This window comes from Terrihalobacillus insolitus (assembly GCF_028416575.1).
GTDB lineage: Bacteria > Bacillota > Bacilli > Bacillales > Amphibacillaceae > Terrihalobacillus > Terrihalobacillus insolitus.
Genome location: NZ_JAMQKB010000008.1, coordinates 132,942 through 145,577 on the forward strand (window position 1 = coordinate 132,942; position 12,636 = coordinate 145,577).

Here is a 12,636-nt window from a genome sequence, read left to right on the forward strand (position 1 = left end):
TAAATGCCTATTCAAAAAGTCGACAAAGGACATGGTGACCATTAACTAGCCTAACCCTATTAGTCTAGTATTAGAGAAACTCGACACTCGTCTCATCTTATAACGGATAGCTAAAAAAGCCTTTCTCATTGAAAAAGGCTCCCTTTTCCTACTAAAACGAAAACTGCTCTTTTATTTCGTTTCCGCCGTATTTTTTTGGCAATTTTTGCATATGCCATGAAAGGTAAGTCTGTGATCTTGAACTTTAAAACCCCAGTCATTTTCAACGTTTTTTTCTACATCTTCAAGTAGATCGTCCATAATTTCTTCTACCGACCCACATTCGGTACAAACCAAATGATGATGAGAATGTGTCGCCCCTTCTTTTCGGAGATCGAAGCGAGAAACGCCATCTCCAAAGTTAATTTTGTCAACAATTTTTAATTCAGACAGTAATTCGAGTGTACGATAAACGGTTGCAAGACCAATTTCAGGTGATTTTTCCTTTACGAGGAGGTAAACATCTTCTGCACTCAAATGGTCCTCTTCTCGTTCCAACAAAACTTTTACAGTGGCTTCTCGCTGTGGAGTTAACTTATAACTTTGTGCATGGAGCTCTTTTTTAATGTGCTCAATCCGTTGTTCCATGTCCGATCCCTCCCTCGTAATCCCATTTTCATTATAAGCAGACATGGAACGAGTGTCAAATTAAAATTATTTTAATCTGTATATAATAATTAATATTAATTGAAAGTGAAAATCAATTATACAACCATTTTATCACAACTTGCATTGCTTGATTGGAAACAAGTGATTCCAATACCGCCCCTACTCCAACACTTACAATTAGCATAATAAACACAAGGCTATATTGCAGAAACGGCTGTAATAAAGGCTGGTTCATCCTTCTTGAAAACAACTTCCCTAAAAGAGTAAGAGAAAAAATCATTGCCATACTTCCTGCAAGTATGTAAACGGGAATGATAATTAAATTTTGGGGTGCAATCGACGCGGCTGCAACAAGAAGACCTTGCCATCCCATTTGATTGACAAAAAAACCGACTGAGAATCCAACAACTAACCCTTTTATAAAAACAAGAATCCAGACGATCGGCAAACCAATAATAGACAAACCAAGAATAAAAAAGAGTAGCAGATATTTCAATTGATAAAAAAAGCTTTGTTTTAAAAGCTCCTGATTATTGATAGCAGTTCCGTCTAATATTTGCCCGAAAAATCGCTCTAGATAAAAAAACAAATCCTGTTTTTGAACAAAATTCATACTATTAACTATAATAGCACCGAATATAATCCCAATCAAAAATAATATGGTCATAAAAACATAGACAACAGCATGATCCCGAAAATGATCCATTGCTACGTTGGTTTTTTTGTACATAAGATTTCCTCCAATAATCCAGTATGAAATATGCACAAATTCCTCCTGTGCGTTTCCTATACTTCAACTCTATGAGGAAACCATAAAAAGTAGACCATTAATTCTAGAATCTAAGATAAATCAATTCGTCCGTATTTCCCTCCACCACCAGCAGTAACTGAAAGCTTCCCTTCTCTCATTAATATAATCGACCTTGCTAGATTTTCTGGCACAATCTCTATTAGAGCTTCAAAATTTGCTTTATGGATGATGTTCATTTCCGTCCCAAATTTGTCGAGTAGCTTTTGAAATGTTTTCGGTCCAAGCGAAGGCAAATACTCTAGTGGAACCTGGTAAACGTATGGTGGACGACTAAGAGGTGATCCAGTAGCGTTTGCAAGCTCTCCTATCCGATCCGCAACACCTTTGACAATCTTAGCTGAACCACAGCTAGGGCATGTTTCCCTTTCCTTGGCCGAATGGAAACAGACATTGCAAACCGTTTGGTGATACTTTCCTAAGTAAGGATTCATCCCATAGTTCCGAAGAAATCCCCTTCCTTTCACATGATGTAACGCCCAATTTAGTTCTTTAAATGTTGGCTTTTTCATTATAATTTCCTGATATTCTCGAGCTATTTTAGGCAAGGAATGGGCATCTGAGTTGGTCAAAAAAGTATATTGGTGTAATTCTTCAATTTGATCTGCCATCTTGGTATCTGCACTTAGTCCTAATTCAATTCCATCTATTAAATCAGGATCAAATACTTCTGCCATTGACGAAAGTACCCCCTTCCCATACATACTTTTAAAGGGCGTAAAAACATGAGCTGGAATAAATAATCCATCCAATTCTTTTGTTTTATATTGAAGCTCTTTTCCGCCACCATAATAACGCTGGGAGCTTAATGTTATGTTTTTCATTTTTGTGGACAACCAAACAGAAAATTCCTGCATTCTTGCAATGGACGGAAAAAAACAAAGGACGTGGATTGGTCCTTTTGAATAATGATCATATACCTCTATTTCAGAGCCTAATAGTAGCGTAACGTTTTCAAATTGGATCCCGCCTTCGCTTAGTTCAAATGCTAGCCCTGCTTCTAGTGCTTGCATCAATTCTACTAGCACGGCAGGAGCATGACAGTCTATCACACCAACCATGTGTATTCCTTTGTTTCTACTCGACTCTTTTAAAATGTTCGTTAGTGTAAGTGATTTTGAACCTGTAATTTTAACTGGCTTACCATATATGTCCCTACCTACGTGAATATGCAAGTCTGCAAAGTAAGATTGGATCATGTTCTTTTCATTCCTTGTAATCTTAAATAAAGAAGCGCATATGCTGTTTTTGCATCATGAATGCGTTCGGTTTGGACATATTGCTCTGCTTCTTCTAATGTCAGCTCAATCAGCTCAACAAATTCATCTTCGTCCAAGTCCTTTTTTACTTCAAGTGGAATCAGATTTTCCGTTAAATATAAATGGATGATTTCATCAGCAAAACCCGGAGACGTATAAAAAGACGTTACAAATGATAAGTGATCTGTTGTATAACCTGTTTCCTCTTCCAACTCCCGTAAAGCGGTTGCTTCTGGTTTTTCTCCTTCCTCAAGCTTACCAGCAGGAATCTCTACTAAGTTTTTCTCCAACGGCTTGCGATACTGTTCCACAAACAAAATCTTATTGTCTTTCGTAATCGGAATAATTGCTACTGCACCAGGATGTTTCACAGTTTCTCGTTTCGATGTGTGTCCATTTGGCAATGTCACTTCATCTACTTGCAATTTTACAACTTTACCATCAAATATCTTGGTAGATTGGATTGTTTTTTCTTCAAAATTTTTCATTAGCCTTATGCTCCATTCTTCTACAGTTTTCATTTTTGAACATCCTCTTTTAGCATACCAAACATAATCAAATGATACACATTAGTTGTATTCCTATCTCGTTATTTTTAAAATAAAGAGAGAAAAAGTCGGAAAGGATGTTAATTGTGAAGAAACGACAACTAGGTTCCTCGGATCTGTACTTATCTGAATTAGGTCTCGGCTGCATGTCTCTAGGCACTGATGAGCAAAAAGCAAGAGCGATTGTGGAACGTGCTGTAGAAGCGGGCATCAATTATTTAGATACAGCAGACCTTTATGACCTTGGTAAGAATGAAGAAATCGTAGGGAAAGTTGTTAAAGGAATGCGTGACAAAGTTTTCATTGGAACAAAGGTCGGTAATCACTTTAACGTAGAAGATGGGAGCTGGTTTTGGGATCCATCTAAAGCATATATAAAGGAAGAAATAAAAGAAAGCTTGCGAAGACTAGGACTTGATTACATCGATCTTTATCAATTACATGGCGGAACAATGGAAGATCCAATTGGCGAAACGATTTCTGCTTTTGAGGAGTTAAAGCAAGAAGGATTGATCCGAGAATACGGAATTTCCTCCATCCGACCAAATGTTATTAGAGAATATGTAAAACACTCTAATATTGTGAGTGTCATGACGCAGTATAGCCTGTTCGATCGTAGGCCTGAGGAAGAAACCTTGAATTTGTTGAAAGAAAATAATATTGGTGTTTTAGCACGAGGGCCTATGGCAAAAGGAATGCTGAGCCATAACGCCTCTTCCATTGTGAAAGAAAAAGGAAAAGATGGCTATCTTAGTTATACGTTCAAGGAACTATCGGAAATGGTAGGTGAAATAGAGAAAAACGCTGGGGAGAGTCGTCCAATAGAAGCATTGGCCTTACAATATATTCTCCATCACGATTCGGTCACGACCGCCGTTTTTGGTGCTAGCTCCGTTCAGCAGTTAGAAAAAAACCTCCAATATATGGATGCGCCCGAATTAACCGATGATCAATACGAAACATTACAATCGATAACCAAGCCTATTACGTATGACAAACACCGATAATATAGCGGTGGTCACTCATTCGAGGAATGAGTGACCGTTCTATCGTGTGAAGCGTTTGGACGAGTCTCAATTGGTCAATGAGTGGCCATACTAAGGCTGTAAACGAGAATATCTAACAGTTGCATCCTCAAAAATGACACCCCTATTCTATAATTCCATATTATTTACTTTGTCAGGGTTATTCATTTGTAGCCACTTTTCAGATTCATTTATCATCCAAATCCCAAACTTATCTAAAACATTTATAATTTCATTCGAATTTTCAACTGGGTCAATAGCATATTGAAGTATCTGTTTCATTTCAGGTTCTTTCACTGGATAATATTCAGCAAATAACTTGTACGCTGGGAATAAGTCTCTTGTATATTGATTTTCCTCCACAATTACAAGCGCAAGCCCAGCCCTAACTATGATTTTCATAATCCAACTACAACAATCTAATATATCCTCCGAATCATGGTTACCATCAAGGTCTTTTTTGGCTTGTTCAATTTGATTTTTCAGATTAACAAGATGTTCGTTTCCAAGAGTTTGGTCTGCTTTATAATTAGGTAAGTGAACGGTCAAATCTTCACCAAATACGCACACGCTATGTGTCTTTATCATAAACGGAATGATTGAAAACGTAGTAGTTTCTAAAATGTCTTCTATATGATAAAAACTAAATTCTACTCCATTTACACAGTTGAATTTTTGGTTCAATTCTTGTTCCACCTTATCTACCCATTTCAAGTCAATATCATTCGTTTTTTTATTCGTAATGGCCATTGTATCCAAGTCTGAAACGCCATTTATACCCAATCCACGTGGAATTGAACCCCTAATATAAATGCTAATTAAGTTTGATCCCAAATGGGCTTGATAAATTTCTATTACTTCATCTATTACTTTGAGAAAGTCAGGCTTTACCTTCTTTAAACTTGAATCATTGCGTATATATCCATTATCATCAGTTGGGCAAAAACGTCCAATGTTTTTAATTTTTGTCACCGTATCTCCCCTTTGAATTGTTAACACGTCCTTTTGGGTTGATTAGTCGTTACCATAATCATACCAAAAACTAGGGTTCTTGCGGACTTTCTTGCTTTTTGTCCCTTTAAAAAATAGGTTATTTCTAATTTAATAAGGTGTGACACTCAAGTAACAATTAGGCTTTTTCTTTTAAAACAGCCTCTATACTAGAAGAAGCGACTGCTGCTATTATTGACGCTTGCGCCCTATCTTGAAGACTCGAAAATAAGCTAAACTATAAAATAATAGTGGTCCTTGTTTTATATACATCAACACTCTTTTCTTTCTTACTTCTTTTGGTCCTATAAGGGCAGCCACTATGCCAACTAATCCATATATTATAAAAGAAGTAACATAGCCCCATGTACCAATTAACAATCCAGCGAATAATGAACCTAAGGAACAAGAAAATTTTTACTTTCTCTTGCATTGGCAAGGCTTGTATAAGCGATAAAACGAACTCCCGCACGCTTTGCCTCAGCTACTGCGTTGTTATGCTCGCGAATTCTAGTTTCGTTATCGCCATCCGCAGAAATAATCAATAAGCGATCAATACCAGCAAAAACTTGACCAAGCGTTTCTGGATGGTCAAAGTCTCCTTGGCTAACATCTACTCCACGGGTCTGTAATTCTTGCGCTTTTTCTAGGTTACGAAGCACGTTTGAAACGAATCATAGATGAAGAGGCTGCCAAACGGGAAGCTGAGCTTAACATACAGGAGGCAAAACAAAAGGCAGAACAGAAGGTAGAACAAACGGTTAAAGAAGCGAAGGAGCATAATGAAGAGATTGCTAGGCGACTGTTAACAAAGGGAATGTCCGTTAAAGAGGTTGCAGAAATCATTGATCTTGATGTGGATAGAGTCAGAAAAATAAAACTTGACATGTGAAAACTCAGACGGAAATAGGCCCTATGTCCATTTGGAACAAAGGGCTTCTTCTTTTCTAGATGATTCCAGTGGTGACTGTCACCACCCGAAAAAAATCTTGTTTCACGGAATGTTTCACTAGACATACTAGGCACTGATTGCTGGACATTAGCTCGTATCCCAGTACCTGGTATTTAATCTTTAAATGGTTTTAGACCCCAACCTCTAAGCGAAGCGTAGGTGGGAATTTCCAATCAGATGTTTCAGCTTGCTGAAACGAGTTCGCTTTTGAATCTCCAACGTAATTAAATGTTTGGAGTTTCCTCTAACTTCCCTCCGTAAATTCTAAAAAGAAAATACCCTATCTCCCCTTCCGCTCAAAGTAATCATGCAATCTATAGTCACAAACCTCCCTTGTCATTTGAAACAACGTACCAAGATCCTTCTCAGTAACATCAAACCCCAAGCGGAATTTGTCACCATCAAATACTAGTAAACCTTTAGAACTTCCACTCCACTTGGTCATAGGCATATTTGCTACGATTTTTGCTACCTTTTCTTGATCATAATTCCATAGTTTCCTTGTCTTCTTATCAGAGAAATCCGCTTGTTTCCGATGTTCTTTTTCTGTAAAATATCGATAAAAATATGGTGCTACCTCTTCTGGGGTTATGGCATTATGCCAGTTTGATTCTCCCCTATTTAACATATAGGATAGTAAGACCATCTTATAGCTCTTCGACATGGCCGTTTTTTCTACCTCTTCTACCCATGCCTTATAATCCTGAAATACCTCTTGCTCCTTACTTATTAATTCTTCTGCCCAATACAAGAAACCAACATACGATTTAAATTCCTGCTTAATTTCCCTAGTGTTTATATTTCCGTGTAAATGCATGTCTAGATAGGTAGGACGTTTGCCGATTTCCTCTTTTAAGTCAAGGTAGGCTTGAAGGAGTTTTTCCTTTCTTGGTTGTTTTTTCTTTGTTAGCTCTTTTAATAAATCTATTACCTCAACATCAAGACTAATTTCACATTGGGTTGGTACAATAGGAACTGTTTTTTGTTTCTTTGTTCCTTTTTCATTTCTTTCCGTATCAAATAGACTTAATTTAATATCCGCATTTCGATAGTTACCAATTAGATCAATAATCGTACAGTGATTTTTTCCACCATGAAGCCTAAGTCCTCGACCTATCTGTTGGGTAAATACCGTTAATGATTCCGTAGGTCGAACAAATAATAGGGTATCAACTAGTGGGATATCTACACCTTCATTGAACAAATCAACGGTGAAGATAACGTCATGCTCTCCCCTTTCTAATTTTTGAATCGCTTCTTTCCTATTGATGACACTTTGGGAGTGAAGGCTGATCGTGTCGTATCCGTTTTCATTAAAAAAGTTGGAAAGTAACGTTGCTTGCTTAATCGACGAACAGAAACCAATTGTACGAGTTTGTTTATGCTTCACCCATGCTTCAAGTATATTTTTTGCTAAACCTTCACGTAATTGCGCGGCCAACAATTCGGATTGATCATACTTAGTTCCAAGCCATGTTATTTGAGAGTAATCTGTGTCATCATAGACTCCGAAATAATGAAAAGGTGTAAGCCACCCTTGTTGGATTGCTTCAATGAAGTGCATTTGAAACGCTACATTTCCATCGCAAATAGCATACACATCCTTACCATCCATCCGATCTGGCGTGGCGGTAATGCCTAATAAAAACTCTGGTGTAAAATGATCTAATATACGTTTGTAGGACTGTGCTGCTGCATGATGGAATTCATCTACAACTATAAGATCAAAATAGTCTTGGGGAAATATCTGAAGGTGCTCTTTCATGCTTAAGGTAAAGATCGAAGCAAAGATGTTGTCTGTTGCCGTGTCTTTCATCTTACCGTTGTAGATACCATAATTGCGATCAGGCATGACTTGTTGAAACGATTGTTGAGCTTGATACAGAATTTCCTCTCGATGGGCAATAAACAACACACGTCTAAATCTTCGAGCAAAAAAAGCTGCCAGGTACGTCTTTCCAAGCCCAGTCGCCATCACCACCATTGCTTTATCATAATCCTCTGCAATGGTTGCTTCTAGCGCTTCTAAAGCCCTTTGCTGGGAAGAGCGTGGCTCAATTTTAGTACGATAATGGCTTGGAGATTCATTGGTTACCTCTTCTGTCGTGGTTTTTTCTTTTTCCTCATTAGGAAGCATTAACTCTATTTCTTCCTGCTTCGCCCATGTAGTAGCTAGATTCGGATTTTTACGATGATATTCTTCATACTGATTCGCATATTTTTTTACCGTTTCCTCATTTACCGGAACCGTTTGATCATCATAAAAAACCTTCAAGAATCGATCTACCGCATCCTCAAAAGTGTCTGGTTCCGCTTCTTTTTCCATAACTAAATTCCACTCAACTCCTGTTGTTAGTGCTGACCTCGATAGGTTGGATGAACCGACAATAAATGTTCCTTTTTCCATATGATTAAAAAGATAAGCCTTTGGATGAAAAGATGTCCCATTACTTCGCCACATTCGAACCTCTACGTTTTTAAAATCAGCAAATAACAGTTTCTTCAGAGCATCAGGTTGAGTTACAAATAAGTAGTCACCTGTACAAATTTTAATGTCCGCACCACGTTTGGCAGCAGCGATCAGATAAGGTCGTAATAATTCAACACCAGATTTCATTACAAACGAAGTCAAAATGTAAATCGTTGAAGCAGTATGAATGCCCTCCAAAATTTCCGATTTTACGTTTTCTGTTATAAGTCTTATCCTAGTCATCTTCAACCTCTAGTAGAAATACCTTATCGTTAAATACACCACGCTCTATCGCCTTTTGCTGACGAATTTCCTCCACTTGATCGATAGAGGATCCATGTATTTTAGCTATGGCATGAATCAATTCTAAAACATCAGCTAATTCCTCTAAACTATCTTGATTATTATCTGTTTTTATATATTCCTCTACTTCCTCCACCAGCTTTTTCTGTAATGCTGCTATGTAATCGTCATGGTCTAATACTTTGGTGGAGAATTGTATTCCCTGTTTTTCAATGATTTGCGGAATGAGGTCTCGTACTAATTTATTGTATATGGGCATAGAAATCTCCCTTTCTACTTAGTTAGTTAATTTAATAATGTGAAAACCGAATTAATCATTACATCTTGCCAACGCTTTTTGGTTCTTTAACGAGATTTTTCTACCTGTACTGATAACTTCATATATTCCTTCATAACCAGATATTACTCTACTATTTTCTTCGTTTTCTACTATACTCGGATATGGAACTAAGTTAGGTATCGCATTCCGAATGCCACCATGCGGATCCTCCATATCCCCTTCATAGCGTGGAATTAAATGTACATGTAAGTGATTTACTGTTTGGCCTCCAAATTCTCCAACATTTACACCAATGTTATAACCATCTGGAGCATACTGATCATCTATCAGTTTTTTCCCTTGATGGATTAAATCATGAATCGCCATGATCTGAATGGTTGAGGCATCAAAGTATGTCTCTGCATGTGCCTTCGGGATGATTAATAAGTGCCCTTGCTGAACAGGATATTTATCATAGAAGGCTACAGCTGCTTCATTTTCTAATTCTATTTTTAGTTCATCTTGATTACAAAACGGACAGGTCATCGTTTTACTCCTTTAAAATTTCGTTGTACTAATTTTATCATAGGTGAACTATGTAGTTTAGTTTTTTCCCATTTTAACTATAGAGGACATATCCACCAGTAAATGTACTAGGTAATAATGTTTTTAGCTTGTCTAGTGTTTTATTTTATGGGTGTCACCACCTGAATAATCTTGTTATATAAATATTGTTTTACACAGAAAAAGTGACAAGGGACCCTTATCTCTATGAAGACTTAACCGTATACTTACATGATGGATAATTCTTACACCCTAGGAATCTGCCATACTTCCCCCTTTTTTCAACCATATCTTCCCCACATTTAGGACAAGTTTTGCTGATGGAATCCGACCCATTGGTTTGACTAGTACTTTGAATGTTGTGTACCTTGGAGGACACTCTTTTTGTATTCCGTGCACTCTGTTGCACCGTCCCTTTTTTAGTAGAAGATGTTTTATTTTTGTTAGTCTTTTTCTCTTTAACCAACTTAAGATGTTCTTTCTTAACTTGTTTTAATTGTTTTTTATCCGTGATCGCTAGTTGCTCTATTTTTTTATTAATAGCATGTAACTCTATATCATTTAAACGTCTATTCGTTTGTCTTCTAATAGTATTAATAAGCTGATTAAAATGTATAACGGTCGCCTGTTTAAAGGGCTCCTTGAACTTGAACGTTGATTGACCCGAAAAGGCTATGATGGAATGAAACTCACTTTTGTCCAAATTTAGATAATCAGACAAAGCTTGAATATGCCCACCATTTTGCCAGATTGGATTAAATATTTTTTCTTTTCGTTTATAAATGACCTGCGTCCAATATCGCTGATTTTCGCTACCAAAAATCCATCCGTCATAGTGCTTGGTTTCGATGACAAATACACCGTATGGAGCTGTTACAATATGATCCACTTGGGTAGTTCCTTCTTTTGTAGGTACATATAAATCATTAAAAACTGTATAATTGTCAGGCTCCAATTTCTCCAATTTATTTTTTACATAACTTTCCCCTACAGCCCCTTTAATCTTGGCGAAGTTCAACTTAAATAAAATAATAAGAATAACTAATATTACTAAATAGAACATAAGTTTCATCCACTTTCTGTATGTAATGGAAACCTAGACAAAAATAGGTTCAGTTAATGATACCACGATTTTACAAAATTGTATTACATACATGCGAAATTCTGACAACTATTTCACTGCCTTGGGCCTAACAACATCACAGAAACCCTTACTAGACAAATTCCAGCTCCGTTCCGATCATACATACCTTTTTAAAACATTACCAATTACCTCTTAAAAAGCAGATTTAATCAAAAAGGGTACCAGTAACGCCTCCTGAACATTTGTCCATTTGGCGTTACTGGTACCTAAAAACTAGCTCGTTATTGTATTCACTTCTTGTAGGGTTTTATAGCCCAAACAACATGGATTCTATTACGATTCTACCAACCTAAAAGTATTCAAGAGCTATCAATTCCAACTAACTCTCTTTATTAGTAATAACAACCTCGTCCACTGACAGGTATTGTCTTGACGTAACACTGTCTATGATAATGTCCGCAACATCATCTGGATCCATTAAACCCTTTCTTTCTATCTCTTTATCAATATCATCCCAAAAATCAGTTTTCATGTTTCCCATAATCATTTGGTGTGTAGATTCTTCACTTGCATTTTCTGCTAAATCAAACATACCCACTCCTGCATTGTTAACTAGTAGATCAATAGACCCAACATCTTCTTTAATGGATTGAATGACCTTTGCAACATCATCTTTTGCAGTTACGTCGAGTTCATATATAGAGTGTTTATAACTTAACGTTTCGGCTGTTCTTGTTAGTTTGCTTCTCGTCCGCCCTAGCAAACAGACGTGATGACCCAGTTTAGAATATTTCTTTGCCAGCGACGCCCCTAAACCACTTCCAGCGCCCGTAATGACAATAACATTTGAATTCACTTAAACATTCATTCCTTTTATATCTGGTTGACGTTTATTTTAAGAAGAGATAGATTGTTTCTTATCCGTTTCAGGCCCTAGAAACTCGTTTTCCCAGAAGTCCGCATCTTCCAAGCCTATGTCAGCAGGGTTGAAAACAGGATCCTTTCCTTCTTTCTTTTGTTTCTCGTAATCCTTCAATACTTTTAAAGCTGGCTTTGTAAGAAGCAAAATGGCGACGAAGTTCAACCATGCCATGGTCCCCATACCTAGGTCTCCTAATGCCCATGCCATTTCTCCGGTTTGGACACTACCGTATAGTACCATTGCCAATAAGACAACTTTTAGTACATGTTTTGGCCAGACCATTTTTGTTCCACGATTACGGTTAAGAAAGGCGAGGTTGGTTTCCGCCTTATAGTAATTGGACATAACAGTCATAAAACAAAAGAAGAATAGAGCAATCGCTAGAAACGCGGAACCAAAACCAGGTAATGCAGAATCAATGGCAATTTGCGTGTATGCGGACGGTTCTGCATCGCCAAGATTATCAACAATTGGTGCTCCGTCTTCTGATGTGACATTATATAGGTGGCTATTAGATAGTAATCTTCCCTCCGTGAAAGCAAATATAGAATGGTTGAAGATTAATCAGCGAAAATACCTCCTTTGTAAAAGGAACACTTGTTCTTTGTTGGGAGTTTTGCTATACTATTTAACAGAATCCTCTCTCTTTCAGTCCTCATATTCTAATTAGGATGTGTTATAATTATTAAGGAAAGAATTGTAGTTGGGACAAAAAAACAGAACATCTTTTCAGTTCTGTTTTTTTGTCCCAATTGCAATTTTTCCCATTGAACAATAGTCGCACTGTCACCTTTCAATCATCCT

At 37.2% G+C, this 12,636-nt stretch carries 13 protein-coding genes and 1 pseudogene; 2 read left to right on the plus strand and 12 right to left on the minus strand.

The features are described from left to right. Nucleotides 1-171: 171 nt before the first annotated feature. From fur to NC797_RS10090, 4 genes are all read right to left on the minus strand, one after another. Nucleotides 172-627: a ferric iron uptake transcriptional regulator gene (gene fur, locus NC797_RS10075; protein WP_272436656.1), complete on the minus strand. Its 456-nt coding sequence runs from the start codon at nucleotides 625-627 to the stop codon at nucleotides 172-174. A 112-nt stretch (nucleotides 628-739) separates the two neighbouring features. Beyond that, a complete protein-coding gene (gene spoIIM / locus NC797_RS10080) occupies nucleotides 740-1,378 on the minus strand; it encodes a stage II sporulation protein M (RefSeq protein WP_272436657.1) in 639 nt (212 codons plus the stop codon). Between the two features lie 110 nt (nucleotides 1,379-1,488). Further along, nucleotides 1,489-2,655, minus strand: a complete 1,167-nt coding sequence (locus tag NC797_RS10085; RefSeq protein ID WP_272436658.1) for an endonuclease Q family protein — start codon at nucleotides 2,653-2,655, stop codon at nucleotides 1,489-1,491. Beyond that, a complete protein-coding gene (locus NC797_RS10090) occupies nucleotides 2,652-3,203 on the minus strand; it encodes an NUDIX hydrolase (protein ID WP_272436672.1) in 552 nt (183 codons plus the stop codon). The genes NC797_RS10085 and NC797_RS10090 overlap by 4 nt, the downstream gene beginning before the upstream one ends. A gap of 146 nt (nucleotides 3,204-3,349) precedes the next feature. Here NC797_RS10090 and NC797_RS10095 point away from each other — a divergent pair, with 146 nt between their 5' ends. Continuing rightward, nucleotides 3,350-4,270, plus strand: a complete 921-nt coding sequence (locus NC797_RS10095) for an aldo/keto reductase (protein WP_272436659.1) — start codon at nucleotides 3,350-3,352, stop codon at nucleotides 4,268-4,270. A 147-nt stretch (nucleotides 4,271-4,417) separates the two neighbouring features. Here the strand turns inward: NC797_RS10095 and NC797_RS10100 are convergent, their stop codons facing one another. Next, the gene (locus NC797_RS10100; protein WP_272436660.1) at nucleotides 4,418-5,260 is read right to left on the minus strand and encodes a nucleotidyltransferase; all 843 of its coding nucleotides are present in this window, start codon (nucleotides 5,258-5,260) and stop codon (nucleotides 4,418-4,420) included. A 419-nt stretch (nucleotides 5,261-5,679) separates the two neighbouring features. Then, nucleotides 5,680-5,937 (minus strand): annotated as a pseudogene (locus NC797_RS10105) (NAD(P)H-binding protein); the annotation flags it as partial. Between the two features lie 5 nt (nucleotides 5,938-5,942). Between NC797_RS10105 and NC797_RS10110 the strand changes: the two are divergent. Continuing rightward, nucleotides 5,943-6,170 (plus strand): RpnC/YadD family protein, encoded by a 228-nt coding sequence (locus NC797_RS10110; protein WP_272436661.1) that lies wholly within the window; start codon nucleotides 5,943-5,945, stop codon nucleotides 6,168-6,170. Between the two features lie 340 nt (nucleotides 6,171-6,510). Here the strand turns inward: NC797_RS10110 and NC797_RS10115 are convergent, their stop codons facing one another. From NC797_RS10115 to NC797_RS10140, 6 genes are all read right to left on the minus strand, one after another. Then, complete coding sequence (locus NC797_RS10115; RefSeq protein WP_272436662.1) at nucleotides 6,511-8,943, minus strand: DEAD/DEAH box helicase family protein; 2,433 nt, start codon at nucleotides 8,941-8,943, stop codon at nucleotides 6,511-6,513. After that, the gene (locus tag NC797_RS10120; RefSeq protein WP_272436663.1) at nucleotides 8,936-9,262 is read right to left on the minus strand and encodes a nucleoside triphosphate pyrophosphohydrolase; all 327 of its coding nucleotides are present in this window, start codon (nucleotides 9,260-9,262) and stop codon (nucleotides 8,936-8,938) included. Before NC797_RS10120 ends, NC797_RS10115 begins: the two co-directional genes overlap by 8 nt. A 51-nt stretch (nucleotides 9,263-9,313) precedes the next feature. Then, nucleotides 9,314-9,808 (minus strand): HIT family protein, encoded by a 495-nt coding sequence (locus NC797_RS10125; RefSeq protein ID WP_272436664.1) that lies wholly within the window; start codon nucleotides 9,806-9,808, stop codon nucleotides 9,314-9,316. A gap of 223 nt (nucleotides 9,809-10,031) precedes the next feature. Next, on the minus strand, nucleotides 10,032-10,889 hold the full coding sequence (locus NC797_RS10130; RefSeq protein ID WP_272436665.1) for an NERD domain-containing protein: 858 nt from the start codon (nucleotides 10,887-10,889) through the stop codon (nucleotides 10,032-10,034). Between the two features lie 400 nt (nucleotides 10,890-11,289). Continuing rightward, nucleotides 11,290-11,766: an SDR family oxidoreductase gene (locus tag NC797_RS10135; RefSeq protein ID WP_272436666.1), complete on the minus strand. Its 477-nt coding sequence runs from the start codon at nucleotides 11,764-11,766 to the stop codon at nucleotides 11,290-11,292. A gap of 39 nt (nucleotides 11,767-11,805) precedes the next feature. Next, complete coding sequence (locus NC797_RS10140) at nucleotides 11,806-12,393, minus strand: alanine:cation symporter family protein (protein ID WP_334313186.1); 588 nt, start codon at nucleotides 12,391-12,393, stop codon at nucleotides 11,806-11,808. Nucleotides 12,394-12,636: the final 243 nt, after the last annotated feature.